Below are 20,311 nucleotides of genomic sequence, written 5' to 3'. Positions count from 1 at the left end.
CATGGCCAAGTCGACTCGGCGTGCGTTTCTGACGGTGTCTGCGGCGGCTGCGGCGGCGCCGCTGGTGGCGGGGGAGCCCGCCAAGGCCGGCACCGCGCCCGGCCGCGACCTCCAGGGCATCCTGCGGGAGATCGACCCGCGGCGGATCGAGGCGATCGTCCGGAAGCTCGTCTCGTTCGGGACCAGGCACACGCTGTCGAGCCAGACCGATCCGGTGCGGGGCATCGGGGCGGCGCGGGACTGGATCTTCGCGGAGATGCAGCGGTACGCGGCGGCGTCCGGCGGGCGGATGACGGTCGAGCTGCAGTCGTTCGTGCAGCCGGTCTCGTCGCGGATCCCGGCGCCGACGACGATCACCAACGTGATCGCCACCCTGCGGGGCAGCGTCACGCCGGAGCGGATCTACGTGGTGACCGGGCACTACGACTCGCGGGTCACCGACGTCATGGACGCGGTCAAGGACGCGCCGGGCGCCGACGACGACGCGTCGGGCGTGGCGGTCGTGATGGAGCTGGCGCGGGTGCTGGCCACGCGGGAGCCGGAGGCGACGATCGTGTTCGCCGCGGTGGCCGCCGAGGAGCAGGGCCTGTACGGCTCCGACCACATGGCCCAGGTCTACAAGGACCGCGGCGCGGACATCCAGGCGATGTTCAGCAACGACATCGTGGGCACCGGCAACGCGCACGACGGCACCCCGATCAACCCGCGCCAGGTGCGGCTGTTCGTCGAGGGCGTGCCCACCGCCGAGACGGCGGCCGAGGCGACGGTCCGCAAGAGCGTCGGCGGCGAGAACGACGGGCCGTCGCGGCAGCTGGGGCGCTTCGTCGACGACGTGGCGAGCAACCGGCAGACCGGCATGGACGTACGGGTCATCTGGCGCCGCGACCGCTACCTGCGCGGCAGCGACCACATCTCGTTCCTGCTGCGCGGCTACCCGGCGGCCCGCTTCACCGAGCCGCGGGAGAACTTCGCGCACGAGCACCAGGACATACGGGTGGAGAACGGGGTCCAGTACGGCGACCTCATCGAGTTCTGCGACTTCGCGTACATCGCCAGGGTCGCCCGGGTGAACGCCGCCGCTCTCTGGTCGCTCGCCCAGGCGCCGGGCACGCCGCGCGGGGTGGTCATCGACACGACCCAGCTCACCAACGAGACCACGCTGCGCTGGCAGCTCGGCGCCGAGCCGGACCTGGCCGGGTACGAGGTGGTGTGGCGCGAGACGACGGCGCCCGACTGGCAGCACTCGCGGGCCGTCGGCAAGGTCGACACGGTGACGATCGACCTGTCCAAGGACAACGTGTTCTTCGGCGTGCGGGCGGTCGACACCGACGGGCACCGCAGCCCGGTCGCCGCGCCCCGGCCGTCCAGCTAGTTTTTGTTGTTCCGGCAGCGGGGGCCCCGGGTGGCTCCCCGGTGCGACCATGATGACCATGACCTTGGAACACACGGTCCGGTTGCGCTTCGGGGACAAGTCGCGCGCCGCGGCGACACATACGAACCTCTCCGCCGTACGGCTCGACGGGCCCGTCCTCTGGATCGCCGGCGACGAGACCGCCACCGTGGAACGGCTCGTCGCCGACGACCCCGCCCGGCCCACGGAGTTCCGCGACGAGACGACGTACCGCCTAGCCGACTTCGTGACGCTGCCCGGCACCGACATCGAGGAGGAGGCCGACGTCGAGGGGCTGGCCCGCACCGGGCACTTCCTCTGGGCGATCGGCTCGCACAGCCTGCGCCGCAAGCAGATCAAGAGCCGGCACGAGGGCGCGAAGGCGCTGCGGCGGCTGGCGCGCATCGAGGGGCAGGAGAACCGCCAGATCCTCGTACGCATCCCCGTGACCGACGTGGACGGCCTGCCCACGCCCGTCCGGGAGCTGGAGGTCGACGGCGAGAAGCACTACGCGGCCGCGCTCGGCGGCAAGGACGACCTGCGCCGGCTGCTGCGCCGCGACGAGCACCTGGCGCCGTTCCTGCCGATCCCCGGCAAGGACAACGGGCTCGATATCGAGGGCATCGCGGTCAGCGACGACCGGGTCTACCTGGGGCTGCGCGGGCCGGTGCTGCGCGGGTGGGCGTTCGTGCTGGAGCTGCGGCCGTACGTGGACCCCGACGAGCCCGGCCGGCTGCGGCTGCACGAGTTCGCGGACGGCTTCACCTACCGCAAGCACGTGCTGCGCCTCGACGGGCTGGGCGTGCGCGACCTGTGCCCCGACGGCGACGACCTGCTGATCCTGGCCGGCCCGACGATGGACCTGGACGGGCCGGTACGGGTGTACCGCTGGCACGGCGCCCGGCGCACGGAGCAGCCGACGATCGTGCGCGGAGAGCTGATCACGCGGGAGCTGGAGCTGACTTTCGGCGAGGGCGACGACCACGCCGAGGGCATCAGCCGCTACGGCGACGGGCGGCTGCTGGTCGTTTACGACAGCCCGGCGGCCGTGCGCCTCACCGACGATGATGCCGTGATCGCCGACGTGGTGCGACTGCCGTAGCCGGCCTGTGGACGAAGCCGGCCACTCGCGGGCGCCTGTGGAAAACTCGATCGCGGAGTTGGCCGCCCGGGTAGGGTGGATGGCCCCCAGGGCGGGTGGGCTGGCTGGTGGGCCGGCTGGTGGGCCGGCTGGTGGGCCAGCTCGTGGCCAGCTCTTGGGCCCGCTGGTCGGCCGGCCGGCGGGGCGAGCCGGCGGGGGCGGATCGGCGGGGCGAGCCGGCGGGGTCATTCGTGGGCGGCGAGCAGGGTGACGGGTGGGCGGCGGGTGGCCGACCACGACGTGACAAGGCTGGTCACGCCGGTGACGACCACGGTCAGCAGGGCCACGGCGGCGGTCAGCGGCCACGAGAGGTCGAGCGTCGCGGTGCCGGTCACGGCGGAGGTGGTCGCGAGCGTGGCGATCAGGGCGGCGGCCGCGGCGACGCCGCCGAGCAGGAGGGCGGCGCCGGTGACGGCGTACGCCTCGAGCAGGGCTGCCCGCACGACCTGGCCGCGGGTCAGGCCGGTGACGCGGGCCTCGGCGAACTCGCGGCGGCGGGTGGCGGCGCCGATGACCAGGGAGTTGACGACGCCGAGCAGCGCGTAGAGGGCGCCGAGGCCGAGGACGATCAGCATCACGCGGTTGTTGGTCGAGGCGCGCTCGGCGGCGTCGGCGCGTAGCCAGTCGCGCAGAGTGGAGACCGTGCCGATGCGGGCGAGAGCGGCCCGTACGGCGGTGGGGTCGGCGCCGGGGGCGAGCGACACGTACGAGCGGGTGTCCGCGGTCGCCAGCTGGGCCTCGGGCACCAGGCCGGGCGGCAGCAGCAGGCTCGCGCCACCGCTCATCGTGGCCGGCACTGACGCGACCACGGGAAGCTCGCCGAGGTCGTGCCCGGGCAGCCGGACCCGTACGGTCCCGCGGGGCGGCACGTCGCCGCCGGGACCCGCCGCCACGGCGTGGCCGGTCAGCGGCAGGAGCGTGTCCCGGCCGGCGCCTGCCGGTCCCGGTCGGCGGGCGTCGACGTGCACCGACGCGTACGCCCGAGGGTCGATCACCAGCGCCGTGACGGTGGAGGTCTCCCGGTCGTCGCCGGACCCGGTGGTCACCTCGGCGAGCAGGGCGGTCTCGGTCGACACGGTCGCCACGCCGGGCACCGCGGCGACGGGGCCTCGGCCCTGCACCACGAAGTCGGCGTGGGTGGTGCGGGCCAGCTCGCCGATCCCGCTCGCGGTGAACGACGATCCCGCGCCGGTGTTGCCGACGATGAGCGCGACCAGCACGATCAGCGGCGCCGCCACTGAAGCCGACCGCCGCCGGGCGTCCCGCACGTTAGCTCGGGCCAGCGAGCCGAGCACGCCGCCGCCGAGCGGGACCAGCCGGGCGACCAGCGGCACCAGCAGCGGCGCGAACGCCACCACCGCCACCGCGGCGGGCATGGCGACGTTCATGGCCATCGCCTGACCGCCGGCCGGGCCGCCGTGCGGGGCCACGAGGACCAGCGCGAGCGCCCCGCCGAGGAACACCAGCCCGGCGACCCAGCGCCCGGCGGTCATGACGCGTGCGGCCGCACCCGTCTCGCGCAGCGCCTCCAGCGGACGCACCCGCGCCGCCCGCCGGGCCGCCACGAGCACACCGGCGACCGCGAGCAGGATGCCCGTACCGAAGGAAACCCCGAGAATCCACATGCGCCACTGGCCCGTGAAGCCGTCGGGCACGAACGCGAACCGGCGCATGAGCCAGGCCTGCACCGCCATGACACCGAGACCGGCCGGTACGCCGAGGGCCGCGCCGGCCACGCCGAGCAGCAGCGCCTCGCCCAGCAGCAGGCGGCGCACCTGTCCGCGGCTCGCGCCGACCAGGCGCAGCAGGGCCAGGTCGCGGCGGCGCTGGTCGACGGTGAAGGCGAACGTCGAGCTGATGACGAAGCCCGCGAGGAACGTGGACCCGCCCAGCACGACGCCGAGCATCGCCACCGCGCCGGAGGTGGCGTCGGCGAACTCCATCCGGCCGGCGGCGTCCAGCCCGGGCGGCGGGCCGGCGGTGGCGGCGGTGACGAGCAGCAGCAGCGACGACTGCACCAGCGCCACCCCCAGGGTGACCGCGAGCAGCGCGCCCGCGAACAGCGTCCAGCGGTCGGCCAGGCCGGCCCGGCTCAGGCCCCGCATGTCAGCGCTCCCACGCGGCGAGGCGGTCGGCGACCAGGTGGGCGTCGGCGCCGGCGAGCCGGTCGACCACGCGGCCGTCGCGCAGGAACACCACCGAGTCGGCGCGGGCGGCCGCTCCGGGGTCGTGCGTGACCATGACGATGCTCTGCCCGGCGTCGGCCATCGCGCGCAGCAGGTCGAGCACCGTGCGGGCGGCGGCGGAGTCGAGCGCGCCGGTCGGCTCGTCGGCGAACAGCACCTCGGGCCGGGTCACCATGGCCCGCGCGATCGCCACCCGCTGCTGCTGGCCGCCGGAGAGCTCGCGCGGCCGGTGCCGGGCCCGGTCGCCGAGGCCGACCGCGTCGAGCGTCGCGCGCACCGTGGACCTCGAGGGGCGGCGGCCCGCGAGGCGCAGCGGCAGCGCGACGTTCTGCTCGGCGGTGAGCGCGCCGATGAGGTTGAAGCTCTGGAACACGAACCCGATCCGGGTGCGGCGCAGCGCGGTCAGGTCCGCGTCGCTCGCCGCCGTCACGTCGGTGTCGCCGAGCAGCACGCGTCCGGTGTCGACCCGTTCGAGCCCCGCCGCGCAGTGCAGCAGCGTGGACTTGCCGGAGCCGGACGGGCCCATCACCGCGGTCCAGCCGCCGCGCGGGAACTCCAGCGTCACGTCGTCGACCGCGCGGACCGCCGAGGACCCGCGTCCGAACACCCGGCTGACCCCGTGCAGGGCCACGGCGGCCGAGGTCGTCGTCATCGTCGTCATGCCCTCGACGCTAGGGCCGCGGCGGCGCGCGGTCGCTGGGGCCAGCATCCGGATCCAGGGTGGAGCTAGGCCTACCCAAGGCCGTCTGAGTCGCGCTACTCAGGCCCGCCCGCCGCCCGGGTTCATAGGGTCGTGTCCATGTCGAGACGACGAAAATGGGCTTGGACGGCAGGGATTCTCGCGGTGGCCGTGGCGGGGGCGACGGTCGCCCTGCGGGTGGTGGGTGACCCGCTCGCGCTGCCGGGCGAGCACCGGGTCGAGGTGTACGGGCTGAACGACGCGATCTCGGGCGAGACGCAGGACGAGCCGAACGTGTTCGGCATGTGCGACGCCGACACGTACTTCGCGCGCGACGGCGACCGGAAGCTGTGCCTGGTGCTCAACGGGCCGCTGGGCGAGGTCGAGGCCACCCGCGAGGACGGTACGGTCACCGTCGCGGCCGCTGACGTGGCCCGGCTGCGGCAGATGGCGGGCCAGGAGACCGGATCGCCGGACCCCACCACGACGCTGGTGCTCATGGCCGGCGGCCCGGCGGCGCTGATCCCGGTCGCCGGCCTCGGCGACGGGCGGCCGGTGAGCGTACGGGCCCTCAGCTAGCCGGACGCCAGCCGAGCGCGGGGCCCAGCGTGGTGGCCATGTCGGTGAGGATCTGGACGTAGTCGGGGTGCTCGAAGCTGAACGGCAGCGCGAACGCGACCTCGTCGATCTCCCGGAACGCGGCGTGCGCCTGCAGCTCGTCCGCGATCTGGGCCGACGTGCCGACGTAGTCGCGGGAGAACAGCATGCGGGCCGGGCCCTGCGGTTCCTTCGTGCGGGGCGTGCGCTTTTCGACGTACGCCTCGTACTTGGCCTTCTGCTCCGGCGACGCCGAATCGGTGGGGATGACCACGAGGCCCTGCGACACCCGGGCGCGCTCGCCGGCCGGGTGCAGCTCGCGGAACGCGCGCACGTGCGACAGCTGGATCTCGGCGAAGTCCTCCGACTCCTCGGCCTTGACGACGCTGCTGGTCAGGAAGTTCATGCCGTGCTCGCCGGCCCACCGCGCCGACCGCAGGCTGGCGCCGCCGTACCACATGCGGTCGATCAGGCCCGCGGCGTGCGGCTCGACCCGGCTGGAGAACTCCTCCACCACGCCCTGCTTGCCGCTGAGGTCGCTGGCCTTGTCGCCGCGCACGAAGCCGAGCAGCCGCTCGACCCGCCGGTAGCTGAAGTCCTCGGCGTCGGCGGTGTCCGGGTAGAGCGCTTCCTTGACCGTGTCGAAGTTCATCGGCGGCCCCACGCTGATGCCCGGGTTGAGCCGGCCGCCGGAGAGCACGTCGACGGTCGCCAGGTCCTCCGCGAGGCGCAGCGGGTTCTCCCACCCGAGCGGGATCACCGCCGTGCCGAGCTCGATGCGCGACGTCCGCTGCGAGGCCGCGGCCAGCACGGCGACCGGCGACGAAATCCCGTACTGCAGATGCCGATGCCGCACCCAGGCGCTGTCGAAGCCCAGGTCCTCGCCCAGCTTGATGATCTCGAGCGTCGACTCGTGCCCGGCCCGCGGGTCGCCCGCGTCGAACAGCCCGATCGTCAGGAAGCCCATCTTGCGCAGAGGTCGCGATGTCACGCCCCCAGCCTGTCACGGATGACCTTCGACGCGCTCCCCGGGACGATCAACCCGGGGCGGGCAGGCCCTCGCACAGCCGGCGGGGGAACTCGGCGGGCGCGCCGGCGCAGCCCGGTCCGGTCGCGCGGGCCAGGGTGTCCCAGCCCTCGCCGGTGAAGCGCAGGAAGTAGCGCCGCGTCGTGGTGGTGGCGTCGCAGCCGCCGCGCGGCACGGCGCCGCACACGGCGGGGTCGTCGGGGACCGTCATCACCAGCCACGGATCCGCGCAGGCCTCCTTGTGGCCGGTCGAGTGGCGGGAGACGTCCATGCCCTGCACGGTGAGCCTGATCCAGAACGGGTCGCAGTGGTCGGCCGGCGGCGGGTCGCAGCCCATCGTCTCGCCAGCAGCGCTCGTAGCCGTCGGCGACCGGCTTCCACGCCTGCTGGTTGAGCACCAGCCGGCGCGAGCCGATCGGCGTCCGCGAGCTCAGCACCACCTCGCCGGGTGTGCGCCGGACGCAGACGCCCACCTCGTCCGAGCGGCTCGTCTCCTGCGTCACGGTGGCGTAGATCAGGCCGTTCTCCTCGGTGTGGTACCCGATCGCCGGGTTCCGGGAGCAGCCCTCGGCGCCCGCGAGCAGCTCCACGGTCAGCCGCACCGACCTGGGCTCGCCCGGGATGCGGCGCACCGCCGTCACATCGGCCTGCGAGGTGCCCCAGCGCACGCCCTCATCCTCGGCCGCCCGGGTGCCCGGCGACGCGCATCCCGCCAGGAGGCCGATGAGCAGACAGAGACCGAGAACGATGCGACGCATGGGCAAGTCTGCCTCCCAAGGTCGACACCGGGTGCGGTCAGGGGGCGGCGAGCGCCTCCTGGACGGTGGTCTCCTGCCGTCCGAGGAACACCGGATCGCGGTGCGAGACGACATCGGCGACCGCCTTGAGCACGGCGCCGCGCTCGCGTACGACCGAGTTGCGCCACGGTTGTTCGTAGATCCGGACCGTGTCGTCGCCCACCCCGGTCGCGTCGATGCCCTGCGTGCGGCAGAGCGTCACCGCCCGGTCGATGTGGTAGCTCTGCGTGACGACAATTGCCTGCTTGACGCCGAAGATGCGGTTGGCGCGGGCGCACGAGTCGTACGTGTCGAACCCGGCGTAGTCGAGCGCGATCCGCGACGCGGGCACCCCATGGGCGATCAGGTAGACCTCCATGGCGCCGGGCTCGTCGTACTCCCAGCGGCTGTGGTCGCCCGACACCAGGATCGCCCTGACCTTGCCCGCGTCGAGCAGGCGCTTGGCGATGTCGAGCCGCGCGGCCAGGAACGGCGAGGGCGAGCCGCCGGGGTAGACCTGCGCGCCGAGGACGAGGGCCACCGGCGCGGCGGGCACGTCCGCCTCGGCGTACACGTGCCCGTGCGCGGTGCCGCGGGTCCACAGCTCGGCGCCCGCCGAGGTCAGCACGCCCAGCGCGACGGCGAGGGCGCCGGCGACCAGGCCGCGGCGGACCCAGCGGCTGCGACGGAGGCGGTTCATGATCGGCACGCGTACGACAATGCCAGCCGGTGTCAAGATCAGCGCTCGGCGTGCGGTGGGCCACCGCCTCCCCCGCCCGCCCAGGGAACGACGGGGAATCTAGCGCACGGGGCCGACAGGAACGGCGAGTTGTCCACAGGCAGGATGGGCGGGTGCCGAGCCTTGACGACGTCGCCGCCGCGACCGGAGCCGACCCGCTCATGATGTGGGCCGCCGACCGGCCGGGCGTACGGGTCTGGACCCGCCCCGGCGCCACCGCGGTGGCCTGCCCCGACCTGTCCCGCCACGACCGCCTCGCCATCCACGGCGACCCCGACGCCGTCGCGCGGCTGCTCGAGCACGTGCTTCCCGAGGCCGGCCCCACCTTCCGCCCGGTGGGCGCCGAGGACCTCGTCCTCGCGGTCGCCGAGCGGCTGCCGACGGTCGAGGTGCGCGCCCGCTTCGGCTGGATGGACACCACCCGCGTGCCCCCGGTCGCGGGCGCCGGGGGCTGGCTCGACGACAGCGCGCTGCCCGAGGTGAGGGCGCTGCTGGACGAGGCCGCCCCCGACTCGTACGCCGTGCCGGGCGGCACGGGCGTGCGGCGCTGGGCGGGTTTGCGCGACGCCGGCGGCGCGCTGGTGGCGGTGGCCGCGGACGCCTGGTCGTCGCCGGGCGTCGGGTTCGTCGCGGGCGTCGCCACCCGGCCCGACCAGCGCGGACGGGGGCGGGCGGCGACGCTCTGCGCCTTCGTGACGAGCGAGCTGCTGGCCGGGCGGCCCCGGGTCGCGCTGCTCGTGGACTACTGGAACGTGGCGGCCGTGGCGGTGTACCGCAGGCTGGGCTTCGCCCTGCGGCCCGTGGCGGCCGCGCACCAGGTCACGGGCTGACGATCCGGAACGGGGCGCGCAGCAGGTCGCGCTCGCGGGAGCTGGGCCCGACCAGCAGCTCGAAGTCGCCGGGCTCGACGACGCGGCGCCCGTCGGCGGTCACCAGCGAGCAGGCCGACGCGGGGACCTCGAGCTCGACGGTGACGCTCTCGCCCGGCGGCACGGTGACCTGCCGGTACGCCTTGAGCTCGCGCCCGGCCCAGGTCACCGACGTGACGAGGTCGCTGACGTACGCCTGCACGGTCTCCAGCGCCGGGCGGGTGCCGCTGTTGGTGACCGTGACCGTCGCGCGCACGGTCTCGGAGGCGGACACCGACGGCGTGCTGACGGTCAGGTCCCCGTACGTCAGGGTGGTGTACGTCAGCCCCTCGCCGAACGCGAACAGCGGGTCCTGGGTGAGGTCGGCGTACCGGCTGCCGTGCTGGCCGCGGATCGTGTTGTAGTACACCGGCTGCTGACCCACGTGCCGGGCCACCGACAGCGGCAGGCGCCCGCTCGGCTCGATCAGGCCCAGGATCAGCTCGGCGATCGCCCGGCCGCCGCGCATGCCGGGGTTGAACGCCTGCACGATCGCCGCGGCGCCCAGGGCGGACGGCGGCAGCACGCTGGGCTTCGAGTTGACCAGCACCACGATCATCGGGGTCTTGGTCGCGGCGACCGCGTCGAGCAGCGCGATCTGGCCGCCCTGCAGCTCCAGTGTGGCCGTCGACTTGTGCTCGCCGGTCAGGTTCACCGTGTCGCCGACGACCACGACCGCGTAGTCGGCGCGGACCGCCTTGTCGCGCGCGAGGTCGATCAGGTGGTGGTCGACCGGCGCGCCGACCGAGATCGGCGGGCGCGGCTGGCCGTCGGGATAGGTGGCGCCCTCGGGGTCGGGCACCAGGCGCTCGATGTCGGCGCCGCGCTCGTGCTCGATCACCCAGTTCGGCGGGGCGACCGCGCGGAAGCCGTCGAGCACGGTCTCGGTCATCTCGCGCGGGTGCCCGTCGGGCATCCAGTCGACCTGACCGGAGTTGCCCGCCCAGTCACCGAGCTGGGCGGAGACGTTGTCGGCGTTGGGGCCGAGCACGGCGATGCGGCGGAACCTGCCCGCGGGGTCGATCGGCAGCACCCCGTCGTTCTTGAGCAGGATCAGCGAGCGGCGGGCCACCTCGAGGTTGAGCTCGGCGTGCTCGGGCGTGCCGATCACCGTCTCGATCAGCTCCGGGGAGGGCGCGCGCGGGTTCTCGAACAGCCCGAGCTCGAACTTGAGCCGCAGGATGCGCCGGACCGCCGAGTCGATCTCCTCCTCGGCGAGCAGCCCCCGCTCGACCGCCTCCTGGGCGCCCTCGAAGAAGCCCGGCGTGACCATGACCAGGTCGTTCCCGGCGCGTACGGCCACCGCCGCGGCCTCGGCGTAGTCGGCGCACACCTTCTGCTCCCACACCATGCGCCCGACGTTGTCCCAGTCGGTGACCAGCGTGCCGGTGAAGCCCCACTCCTGCTTGAGCACGTCGTTGAGCAGCCAGCGGTTGGCGGTGATCGGCACGCCGTCCATCGACTGGTAGCCGAGCATGAACACCCGGCAGCCCTCCTTGGCGACCCGCTCGAACGGCGGCAGGAACCAGGAGCGCAGCTTGCGCGGGCTGATGTCGGCCTCGCTGGCGTCGCGGCCGCCCTGGGTCTCGGAGTAGCCGGCGAAGTGCTTGGCCGTGGCGAGGATCGCGGTGGGGTCGCTCAGGCCGCCGCCCTGATAGCCGCGCACCATCGCGGAGCCGAGCTCGCCGATGAGGTACGGGTCCTCGCCGAACGTCTCGTCGACCCGGCCCCAGCGCAGGTCACGGGTGATGCACAGGACGGGGGAGAAGGTCCAGTGGATGCCGGTGGCCGCCACCTCGACGGCGGTGACCCGGGCGACCCGCTCGATCAGCCCGGCGTCCCAGGTGGCCGCCATCGCCAGCTGCGTCGGGAAGATGGTCGCCCCCGGCCAGAACGAGTGGCCGTGGATGCAGTCCTCGGCGGTGAGCAGCGGGATCTGCAGCCGGGTCTCGGCGACTAGGTCGATCGCCTCGAGCATCTTCGCCGGCGAGGTGTGCAGGATCGAGCCCGCCAGCTTCTCGCCGACGATCTCCTTCACGTCGCCCCGGGCGTCCAGCTGGAGCATCTGCCCGACCTTCTCGGGCAGGGTCATCCGCCCGAGCAGGTCGTCGACCCGCTGGTCGACAGGCAGGGTGGTATCCCGGTACGGGACGTCAGCGGGCACGCGCGCCTCCGGTCGTCACGACCGCGGTGGCACGGTCAACGAAACATGAACAACCGGGAGTCTTCCAGTCCGGAACCGGTTACGGGAGCCCGGCCCGGTTCCGGAACTTTTCACTTACCTGTCAGAATCACTTTCATCGATGCTCGGCGCCTCGATCCCGGCGGCCACGATGGCGTCGAGCCGGGCCGACGCGGCCTCCTTCTCGCGCTCCACCAGGTTGGCGTACTCCGCCACCACGGACGGGTCCGTCGTGTCCTCGAGCTTGTCGAAGTAGCGCTGGGTGGTGCGTACCGCCTCGGCGTACGCCCGGGCGGCTTCCCGCAAAGCAATGATCGTCTCGTCAGCCATGCGCCCAGTCTTATCACCGTCGCGCGGGTCATAGCGGCGCGCGGGGGAATGGTGTTGCCCGGCGTCCCGGCGGGTTGATACGGTCTTCTGCATAGTCATGCGGAGGTTGGTATGGGAATCCGGGTCGCGGTAGCGGGAGCCAGTGGGTATGCGGGCGGCGAGTTGCTGCGCCTGCTCGCGGGGCACCCCGAGTTCGACCTCGTGGCAGCCACGGCGCACTCGCAGGCCGGCTCGCACGTCACCGCCGTGCACCCGCAGCTCGCGGGCCTCGACCTGACGCTCACGGCGACCGACGCGGCCGGCCTGGGCGACGCCGACCTGGTGTTTCTCGCGCTGCCGCACGGGCAGTCGGCGGCCCTCGCGGCGCAGCTGCCGGACAGCGTGAAGGTCGTGGACCTGGGCGCGGACTTCCGGCTCAAGGACGCGGCGCTGTGGGAGAGGTACTACGGCGGCGCGCACGCCGGCACCTGGACCTACGGGCTGCCCGAGCTGCCCGGCCAGCGCGAGCTCATCAAGGCGTCGACCCGGGTGGCGAACACGGGTTGTTATGCGGCCACCATCACGCTCGCCCTGGCCCCGCTGATCGCCGCGGGGCTGGCCGACCCGGCCGACGTGGTCGTGGTGGCGAGCTCGGGCACCTCCGGCGCGGGCCGCTCCGCCAAGGTGAACCTGCTGGGCAGCGAGGTCATGGGCGACCTGTCGCCATACAAGGTGGGCGCCCACCAGCACGTGCCGGAGATCAAGCAGGCGACCGGGGCGACGTCGCTGTCGATGACGCCCGTGCTGGCGCCCATGCCGCGCGGCATCCTGGCGACCGTCACGGCGCGCTTCGCGGCGGCGGGCGACCCGCGCGAGACGCTGCGACAGGCGTACGCGGACGAGCCGTTCGTCCACGTCCTGCCGGAGAACACGTGGCCGCACACCGCCGCGACCGCCGGCTCCAACTCCTGCCACCTGCAGGCGACCGTGGACGTCGACTCCGGCCGCATCGTGGTGGTCAGCGCGCTCGACAACCTCGGCAAGGGCGCCGCCGGCCAGGCCGTGCAGTGCGCCAACCTCATGTCCGGCCTGCCCGAGACGACGGGCCTGTCCGTGTTCGGAGTCGCACCGTGACCGTCACCCACCCCAAGGGCTTCCGCGCGTCGGGCGTCGCCGCCGGCCTCAAGGCCTCCGGCAACCCGGACGTCGCGCTCGTCGTCAACGACGGCCCCGACTTCACCGCCGCGGGCGTGTTCACCGGCAACCGGGTGAAGGCGGCGCCGGTGCTCTGGAGCCAGCAGGTGCTCAAGGGCGGCGTCGTGCGGGCCGTCGTGCTCAACTCCGGCGGCGCCAACGCGTGTACCGGCAGCCAGGGCTTCCGCGACACGCACGCCACCGCCGAGCACACCGCGACCGTGCTGCGCGGCGGCCCCAAGCCGCAGCTGATCGGCGCCGGCGACGTGGCGGTCTGCTCGACCGGGCTGATCGGCGAGCTGCTGCCGATGGACAAGCTGCTGCCCGGGGTGGCCGCCGCCGCGAAGAAGCTGCACGCGGACGGGGGCGCGCAGGCGGCCGAGGCGATCATGACGACCGACACCGTGGCGAAGAACGCGGTGGTCCAGCGGGACGGCTGGTCGGTCGGCGGCATCGCCAAGGGCGCGGGCATGCTCGCCCCGGCCCTGGCCACCATGCTCGTGGTGATCACGACGGACGCCAGCGCCGGCAACGAGGTGCTCGACGCGGCGCTGCGCGAGGCCACCCGGCTGACGTTCGACCGGATCGACGCCGACGGCTGCATGTCCACCAACGACACCGTGCTGCTGCTGGCCAGCGGGGCCTCCGACGTGCAGCCGAGCCCGGAGGAGCTGACCGCCGCGGTCACCGAGGTCTGCCACGACCTGGCCCAGCAGCTGATCGCCGACGCCGAGGGCGCGACCAAGCACATCGCGATCGAGGTGCGCGGCGCGGCCAGCGAGGCCGACGCGGTCGAGGTGGGCCGCACGGTCGCCCGCAACAACCTGGTGAAGACGGCGCTGTTCGGCAACGACCCCAACTGGGGGCGCATCCTGGCCGCGGTCGGCACCACGCAGGCGCGCTTCGAGCCCGACCGGGTCGACGTGGCGATCAACGACGTGTGGATCTGCAAGGGCGGCGCGGCCGCGGAGGACCGCTCCAAGGTCGACCTGAGCGGCCGCGACGTGAAGATCACCGTCAACCTGCGCGAGGGCGAGCTGGACGCGACGATCTGGACCACCGACCTCTCGCACGCGTACGTGCACGAGAACTCGGCGTACAGCTCGTGAACGCGGGCGAGAAGGCCGAGGTCCTCATCGAGGCGCTGCCCTGGCTGGAGCGCTTCCACGGTTCCACGATCGTCGTCAAGTACGGCGGCAACGCCATGATCAAGCCCGAGCTCCAGCAGGCGTTCGCGGCCGACATGGCGTTCCTGCGCTACGCCGGCATCCGCCCGGTCGTGGTGCACGGCGGCGGGCCGCAGATCAGCCGGATGCTCGACCGGTTCGGCATCGAGAGCGAGTTCCGCGGCGGGCTGCGGGTCACCACGCCCGAGGCCATGGACGTCGTGCGGATGGTGCTCACCGGGCAGGTCGGGCGCGAGCTGGTCGGCCTCATCAACCGGCACGGGCCGCTCGCGGTCGGGCTCTCCGGCGAGGACGCCCACCTGTTCACCGCCGTACGCCGGGGGGCGCTCGTCGACGGTGAGCCGGTCGACATCGGGCTCGTCGGCGACGTGGACCGCGTCGACACGTCCGCGGTGGACGACCTGATCGCCGCGGGCCGCATCCCGGTGATCGCGAGCGTCGCCCCGGACGCCGACGGCGTGGTGCACAACGTGAACGCCGACACCGCCGCCGCCGCGCTCGCCGAGGCGCTCGGCGCGCAGAAGCTGGTCGTGCTCACCGACGTCCCGGGCCTCTACACCGACTGGCCCGACACCACGTCGCTGACCAGCCAGATCGACGCGGACGCGCTCGAGAAGCTGCTGCCGCGGCTGGAGAGCGGCATGGTGCCCAAGATGGAGGCCTGCCTGCGAGCGGTACGCGGCGGCGTGCCCGCGGCCCACGTGATCGACGGCCGCGTCGCCCACTCGACGCTGCTCGAAGTCTTCACCCCGGAAGGAATCGGAACGATGGTGGTACCAGCATGAGCTCGCTCATCGAGCGGTGGCAGCAGGCGGGCATGAACAACTACGGCACCCCGCAGGCCGCCTTCACCAGAGGCGAGGGCGCGGTGCTCACCGACGAGGACGGCAAGCAGTACGTCGACTTCCTCGGCGGCATCGCGGTCAACGCGCTCGGCCACGCCCACCCCGCCGTGGTCGCCGCCGTCACCGAGCAGGTGCAGCAGCTGGGCCACGTGTCCAACTTCTACGTCGCCGAGCCGCCGGTCGCGCTCGCCGAGCTGCTGCTCGCGCTGGCCGGCCGCGCCGGGCGGGTCGTGTTCACCAACTCCGGGGCCGAGGCCAACGAGGCCGCCTTCAAGATCTCGCGCCTGACCGGGCGCACGCACGTCGTCGCCGCCCACGGCGGCTTCCACGGGCGCACGATGGGCGCGCTCGCGCTGACCGGCCAGCCGGCCAAGGCGGACCCGTTCCGGCCGCTGCCGGGCGACGTGACGCACGTCGACTTCGGCTCCCTCGACGCGATGCGCGACGCCGTCACCGACCGGACGGCCATGGTCATCCTCGAGCCGATCCAGGGGGAGAACGGCGTCGTCGTGCCGCCGCCCGGCTACCTCGCGGGCGTCCGGGAGATCTGCACGGCCCACGGCGCCCTCCTGGTGCTCGACGAGGTGCAGACGGGCGTCGGCCGTACGGGTCACTGGTTCCACCACCAGAGCGAAGGCGTCGAGCCCGACGTCATCACGCTGGCCAAGGGCCTCGGCGGCGGCCTGCCGATCGGCGCCTGCCTCGCGTTCGGCCCGGCCGCCGAGCTGTTCACCCCCGGCTCGCACGGCACCACGTTCGGCGGCAACCCGATCGCCTGCGCCGCCGGGCTCGCGGTGATCCGCACGATCGCCGGCGAGGGCCTGCTCGACCACGTCAAGCGGGTCGGTGAGCAGCTGCGCCGCGGCATCGAAGGCCTCGGCCACCCCCTCGTCAAGGGCGTGCGCGGCGCCGGGCTGCTGCTGGGCGTCGTGCTCGCCGAGCCCGAGGCCGCCCGCGTCGCCGCCGCTCTCAAGGAGGCCGGGTTCCTCGTGAACGCCCCGCAGCCCGACGTCATCCGGCTCGCCCCACCGCTGATCGTCAGCGCCGAGCAGGCCGACGCGCTCGTCGCCGCGCTGGGCGGTGCGCTGTGACCAGGCACTTCCTGCGCGACGACGACCTGACGCCGGACGAGCAGAACGCCGTCCTCGACCTGGCCGCCGAGATGAAGGCGGACCGGTTCAAGTACCAGCCGCTGACCGGCCCCCGCTCGGTCGCCGTGTTCTTCGACAAGGTCAGCCTGCGCACCCGGCTGTCGTTCGAGGCGGGCATCGCCGAGCTGGGCGGCCAGCCGCTGATCGTGGACACGCAGGCCACCCACTTCGGGCGCGGGGAGTCGCTGCGCGACGCCGGCCGGGTGGTGTCCCGCTACGTGTCCGCCATGGTCTTCCGGACCACCGGCGACGAGCGGCTCACCGAGCTCGCCTCCGGCGTCAACATCCCGGTGATCAACGCGCTGACCGACGGCTTCCATCCCTGCCAGCTGCTGGCCGACCTGCTCACGATCCGTGAACGGCTGGGGACGACGGCCGGCCGCAAGCTCGCGTACGTGGGCGACGCGGCCAACAACATGGCGCACTCCTACCTGCTCGCGGGAGCGACCGCGGGCATGCACGTCCGGGTGGCGGGTCCGTCCGGGTTCGACCCCGCCCCGGCCGTGGTGTCACGGGCCGCCGAGATCGCCGCCTGGACCGGCGGCTCGGTCGAGGTGCTGCGCGATCCGTACGAGGCGGCCGACGGCGTCGACGTGCTGGCCACCGACACGTGGACGTCGATGGGACAGGAGGACGACGGGCGCGACCGGCTCACCCCGTTCCGGCCCTATCAGGTCGACGACAAGCTGCTGGGCGCGGCCGCGGGCGACGCGATCGTGCTGCACTGCTTGCCCGCCCACCGCGGCGAGGAGATCACCGACGAGGTCATGGACGGCCCGCAGAGCGCGGTCTTCGACCAGGCCGAGAACCGGCTGCACGCGCAGAAGGCGCTGCTCGCCTGGCTCCTGGGGGCGAGTCCGGCATGACAGGGCCGGTGACCCGGGCCGGACGGCACGCCCGGATCGTCGAACTGATCCGCGATCAGGAGATCCGATCCCAGACCGAGCTGGCCGAGAAACTCGCCGGCTGGGACGTGGTGGTGACCCAGGCCACCCTCTCCCGCGACCTCGAGGAACTCGGCGCGGTCAAGGTGAGCGGCGCCTACCTGATCCCGGAGGACGGCAAGCGCCCCCTGCGCGAGACCACCGCGCAGGGCCCGGCGCGCCTGCTGCGGCTGCTGCGCGAGCTGCTCACCGGCGTGGACTCCAGCGGCAACATCGCCGTGCTGCGCACCCCGCCGGGCGCCGCGCACTTCCTGGCCAGCGCGCTCGACCGCGCCGGCCTCACCGACGTCGTCGGCACGATCGCCGGCGACGACACGATCCTCGTCGTGGCCCGCGACGTCACCGGTGGCCAGGCCCTCGCGGCGAAGCTCGCCGACTGGGCCGGGCACCACTCCGACAGCTTCGAAGGGAGCACCCCGTGAGCGAGCGGGTCGTCCTTGCCTATTCCGGAGGGCTCGACACCTCCGTCGCCATCCCGTACCTGGCCGACCAGGTCGGCGGTGAGGTCATCGCGGTCGCGCTCGACGTCGGGCAGGGCGGCGAGGACATGGAGGTCGTCCGGCAGCGCGCGCTCGACTGCGGGGCCGCCGAGAGCATCGTGGTGGACGCCCGCGACGAGTTCGCCGCGGACTTCTGCCTGCCCGCGCTGCGCGCCAACGCCCTCTACATGGACCGCTACCCGCTGGTCTCGGCGCTCAGCCGGCCGCTGATCGTGCGCCACCTGGTCGAGGCGGCCCGGCGGCACGGCGGCACGGTCGTCTCGCACGGCTGCACCGGCAAGGGCAACGACCAGGTCCGCTTCGAGGTGGGCATCGGCGCGCTCGCCCCCGACCTGAAGGTGATCGCGCCGGCCCGCGACTTCGCGTGGACCCGGGACAAGGCGATCGCCCTCGCGGAGGAGAAGGGCCTGCCGATCGACGTGTCGCACAAGTCGCCGTACTCGATCGACCAGAACCTGTGGGGCCGCGCGGTGGAGACCGGCTTCCTCGAGGACATCTGGAACGCGCCGATCGAGGACATCTACTCCTACACCCAGGACCCGTCGGCCGGCCGCGACCCCGACGAGCTGGTCATCACGTTCGACCAGGGCAACCCGGTCGCGATCGACGGCGAGACCGTCACCCCGCTGCAGGCGATCACCGAGCTGAACCGGCGGGCCGGGGCGCAGGGCGTCGGGCGCCTCGACATGGTCGAGGACCGCCTCGTGGGCATCAAGAGCCGGGAGGTGTACGAGGCCCCGGGCGCGATCGCGCTGATCGCCGCCCACCAGGAGCTGGAGAACGTCACCGTCGAGCGCGACCTGGCCCGCTTCAAGCGGTCGGTCGACCAGCGCTGGGGCGAGCTCGTCTACGACGGCCTGTGGTTCTCGCCGCTCAAGCACGCGCTGGACGCGTTCATCGCCGACAGCCAGAAGCACGTCTCGGGCGAGGTCCGCCTCGTGCTGCACGGCGGCCGCGCCACCGTCACCGGCCGCCGGTCGGAGGCGAGCCTGTACGACTTCGGCATGGCCACCTACGACACCGGCGACACGTTCGACCAGACCCTCGCCAAGGGCTTCGTGCAGCTCTGGGGCCTGCCGTCACGGATGGCGTCGGCCCGCGACGCGCGGCTGGCAGACTGACACCCGATGACTGAGAAAACTTCCCTGTGGGGCGGCCGGTTCGCCGGCGGCCCCGCCGACGCCCTGGCCCGTCTCTCGGTGAGCGTGCAGTTCGACTGGCGCCTCGCCCCGTACGACATCGCCGGCTCGCGCGCCCACGCCCGGGTGCTCGCGGCCGCCGGGCTGCTCGACCCCGACGAGCTGGGCCAGATGCTGGCCGCGCTCGACGACCTGGAGGCGGCCTGCGCCTCCGGCGAGTTCCGGCCCACGATCGACGACGAGGACGTGCACACCGCCCTTGAGCGCGGGCTGCTGGAACGGCTCGGCGCGCTCGGCGGCAAGCTGCGCGCCGGCCGGTCCCGCAACGACCAGGTCGCCACCGACCTGCGGCTCTATCTGCGCGACCACGCCCGCGGCGTGGCCGTGGCGCTGGTCGAGCTGGCCGACGCGCTCACCGAGCAGGCGGCCCGCAACGTCGGCACGCCCGCGCCCGGCCTGACCCACGTGCAGCACGCCCAGCCGGTCACGTTCGGCCACTGGCTGCTGGCCCACGTGCAGCCGCTGCTGCGCGACCTCGACCGGCTGCGCGACTGGGACGCCCGCACGGCCGTCTCGCCGCTGGGCAGCGGCGCGCTGGCCGGCTCGTCGCTGCCGCTCGACCCGGCCGCCGTCGCCAAGGAGCTGGGCTTCAGCGCCCCCGCCCCGAACTCGATGGACGCCGTCGCCGACCGCGACTTCGTGGCCGAGTTCCTGTTCATCACCGCGCTGATCGGCGTGCACCTGTCCCGTCTCGGCGAGGAGGTGGTGCTCTGGACCTCCACCGAGTTCGGCTGGGTGGAGCTCGACGACGCCTTCGCCACCGGGTCGTCGATCATGCCGCAGAAGAAGAACGCGGACATCGCCGAGCTGGCCCGCGGCAAGAGCGGCCGGCTGATCGGCGGGCTCGTCACGGTGCTGACCATGCTCAAGGGCCTGCCGCTGACCTACGACCGCGACATGCAGGAGGACAAGGAGCCGGTCTTCGACGCGATCGAGACGCTGGAGCTGCTGCTGCCCGCGCTCGCCGGCATGGTGTCGACCATGACCGTACGGGTGGATCGCCTCACCGCGGCGGCGCCGGTCGGCTTCTCGCTGGCCACCGAGGTCGCCGACTGGCTGGTCCGCAAGGGCGTCCCGTTCCGCGACGCGCACGAGATCACCGGCAAGCTGGTCGCGCTCTGCTCGGTGCGCGAGTGCGAGCTCGAGGACCTCACCGACGACGACCTCACCCAGGTCAGCGAGCACCTCGACCCGTCCGTGCGGCAGGTGCTCTCGGTCGAGTCGGCGCTGGCCGCCCGCACCACGCCCGGCTCCACCGGGCCGGGCCCGGTCGCCGACCAGCTCGCCCAGGTGCAGCACCACCTCGACACCTGGCGCCAGTGGGCGGTCGAGAAGGTCGTCCCGCGCTGACCTGCGA

Annotated in this window: 19 protein-coding genes and 1 pseudogene; 13 read left to right on the top strand and 7 right to left on the bottom strand. The window is 73.4% G+C overall.

The features are described from left to right. Position 1 precedes the first annotated feature (1 nt). A complete protein-coding gene (locus tag ACSNN8_RS01350) occupies positions 2-1,372 on the top strand; it encodes a M20/M25/M40 family metallo-hydrolase (protein WP_436646340.1) in 1,371 nt (456 codons plus the stop codon). 58 nt (positions 1,373-1,430) lie between these two features. Beyond that, complete coding sequence (locus ACSNN8_RS01345; protein WP_436646338.1) at positions 1,431-2,492, top strand: DUF3616 domain-containing protein; 1,062 nt, start codon at positions 1,431-1,433, stop codon at positions 2,490-2,492. A 224-nt stretch (positions 2,493-2,716) separates the two neighbouring features. Here the strand turns inward: ACSNN8_RS01345 and ACSNN8_RS01340 are convergent, their stop codons facing one another. Together ACSNN8_RS01340 and ACSNN8_RS01335 are read right to left on the bottom strand one after the other, a co-directional pair. After that, on the bottom strand, positions 2,717-4,636 hold the full coding sequence (locus ACSNN8_RS01340) for an FtsX-like permease family protein (RefSeq protein WP_436646336.1): 1,920 nt from the start codon (positions 4,634-4,636) through the stop codon (positions 2,717-2,719). 1 nt (position 4,637) lies between these two features. After that, positions 4,638-5,369: an ABC transporter ATP-binding protein gene (locus ACSNN8_RS01335; protein ID WP_436649356.1), complete on the bottom strand. Its 732-nt coding sequence runs from the start codon at positions 5,367-5,369 to the stop codon at positions 4,638-4,640. 147 nt (positions 5,370-5,516) lie between these two features. On the opposite strand from ACSNN8_RS01335, the gene ACSNN8_RS01330 reads away from it, so the two are divergent. Further along, positions 5,517-5,975: a hypothetical protein gene (locus ACSNN8_RS01330; RefSeq protein WP_436646335.1), complete on the top strand. Its 459-nt coding sequence runs from the start codon at positions 5,517-5,519 to the stop codon at positions 5,973-5,975. On the opposite strand, the gene ACSNN8_RS01325 is transcribed toward ACSNN8_RS01330, so the two are convergent. Then, positions 5,968-6,984, bottom strand: coding sequence for an LLM class flavin-dependent oxidoreductase (locus ACSNN8_RS01325; protein WP_436646333.1), 1,017 nt, complete (start codon positions 6,982-6,984; stop codon positions 5,968-5,970). The two genes, ACSNN8_RS01330 and ACSNN8_RS01325, sit on opposite strands and share 8 nt — an antisense overlap. A gap of 46 nt (positions 6,985-7,030) precedes the next feature. Further along, positions 7,031-7,357 (bottom strand): hypothetical protein, encoded by a 327-nt coding sequence (locus ACSNN8_RS01320; RefSeq protein ID WP_436646332.1) that lies wholly within the window; start codon positions 7,355-7,357, stop codon positions 7,031-7,033. 53 nt (positions 7,358-7,410) lie between these two features. Here ACSNN8_RS01320 and ACSNN8_RS01315 point away from each other — a divergent pair, with 53 nt between their 5' ends. Next, positions 7,411-7,533 (top strand): hypothetical protein, encoded by a 123-nt coding sequence (locus tag ACSNN8_RS01315; protein WP_436646330.1) that lies wholly within the window; start codon positions 7,411-7,413, stop codon positions 7,531-7,533. A gap of 282 nt (positions 7,534-7,815) precedes the next feature. Here the strand turns inward: ACSNN8_RS01315 and ACSNN8_RS01310 are convergent, their stop codons facing one another. After that, a complete protein-coding gene (locus ACSNN8_RS01310; protein ID WP_436646328.1) occupies positions 7,816-8,496 on the bottom strand; it encodes a SanA/YdcF family protein in 681 nt (226 codons plus the stop codon). A 152-nt stretch (positions 8,497-8,648) separates the two neighbouring features. Here ACSNN8_RS01310 and ACSNN8_RS01305 point away from each other — a divergent pair, with 152 nt between their 5' ends. After that, positions 8,649-9,365 (top strand): GNAT family N-acetyltransferase, encoded by a 717-nt coding sequence (locus ACSNN8_RS01305; protein ID WP_436646326.1) that lies wholly within the window; start codon positions 8,649-8,651, stop codon positions 9,363-9,365. Here ACSNN8_RS01305 and ACSNN8_RS01300 read toward each other — a convergent pair. Continuing rightward, positions 9,355-11,607 (bottom strand): glycoside hydrolase family 3 N-terminal domain-containing protein, encoded by a 2,253-nt coding sequence (locus ACSNN8_RS01300; protein WP_436646325.1) that lies wholly within the window; start codon positions 11,605-11,607, stop codon positions 9,355-9,357. The two genes, ACSNN8_RS01305 and ACSNN8_RS01300, sit on opposite strands and share 11 nt — an antisense overlap. Before the next feature lie 114 nt (positions 11,608-11,721). Beyond that, positions 11,722-11,955: a hypothetical protein gene (locus tag ACSNN8_RS01295; protein WP_436646324.1), complete on the bottom strand. Its 234-nt coding sequence runs from the start codon at positions 11,953-11,955 to the stop codon at positions 11,722-11,724. A gap of 111 nt (positions 11,956-12,066) precedes the next feature. On the opposite strand from ACSNN8_RS01295, the gene argC reads away from it, so the two are divergent. From argC to argH, 8 genes and pseudogenes are all read left to right on the top strand, one after another. After that, entirely contained in the window at positions 12,067-13,068 is a 1,002-nt protein-coding gene (gene argC, locus ACSNN8_RS01290) for an N-acetyl-gamma-glutamyl-phosphate reductase (RefSeq protein WP_436646323.1), read from the top strand. Then, positions 13,065-14,237: a bifunctional glutamate N-acetyltransferase/amino-acid acetyltransferase ArgJ gene (gene argJ, locus ACSNN8_RS01285; protein WP_436646321.1), complete on the top strand. Its 1,173-nt coding sequence runs from the start codon at positions 13,065-13,067 to the stop codon at positions 14,235-14,237. Before argC ends, argJ begins: the two co-directional genes overlap by 4 nt. Further along, complete coding sequence (gene argB / locus ACSNN8_RS01280) at positions 14,234-15,100, top strand: acetylglutamate kinase (protein WP_436646320.1); 867 nt, start codon at positions 14,234-14,236, stop codon at positions 15,098-15,100. Before argJ ends, argB begins: the two co-directional genes overlap by 4 nt. Further along, positions 15,097-16,363, top strand: a pseudogene (locus ACSNN8_RS01275) (acetylornithine transaminase); the annotation flags it as partial. The gene argB and the pseudogene ACSNN8_RS01275, both read left to right, overlap by 4 nt. Beyond that, positions 16,263-17,177: an ornithine carbamoyltransferase gene (gene argF, locus ACSNN8_RS01270; RefSeq protein WP_436649354.1), complete on the top strand. Its 915-nt coding sequence runs from the start codon at positions 16,263-16,265 to the stop codon at positions 17,175-17,177. The pseudogene ACSNN8_RS01275 and the gene argF, both read left to right, overlap by 101 nt. Further along, positions 17,174-17,677: an arginine repressor gene (locus ACSNN8_RS01265; protein ID WP_436646318.1), complete on the top strand. Its 504-nt coding sequence runs from the start codon at positions 17,174-17,176 to the stop codon at positions 17,675-17,677. The genes argF and ACSNN8_RS01265 overlap by 4 nt, the downstream gene beginning before the upstream one ends. Then, positions 17,674-18,876 carry an argininosuccinate synthase gene (locus tag ACSNN8_RS01260; RefSeq protein WP_436646316.1) on the top strand — a complete coding sequence of 401 codons (1,203 nt, stop codon included), beginning with the start codon at positions 17,674-17,676 and terminating at the stop codon, positions 18,874-18,876. The genes ACSNN8_RS01265 and ACSNN8_RS01260 overlap by 4 nt, the downstream gene beginning before the upstream one ends. 6 nt (positions 18,877-18,882) lie before the next feature. Beyond that, positions 18,883-20,304 carry an argininosuccinate lyase gene (argH, locus tag ACSNN8_RS01255; protein ID WP_436646315.1) on the top strand — a complete coding sequence of 474 codons (1,422 nt, stop codon included), beginning with the start codon at positions 18,883-18,885 and terminating at the stop codon, positions 20,302-20,304. Positions 20,305-20,311: the final 7 nt, after the last annotated feature.

Source organism: Actinoplanes sp. URMC 104 (assembly GCF_051386375.1).
Lineage (GTDB): Bacteria > Actinomycetota > Actinomycetes > Mycobacteriales > Micromonosporaceae > Actinoplanes.
Note: the sequence above shows the minus strand (reverse complement) of the source record. Positions and strands in the feature narration are given on the sequence as shown.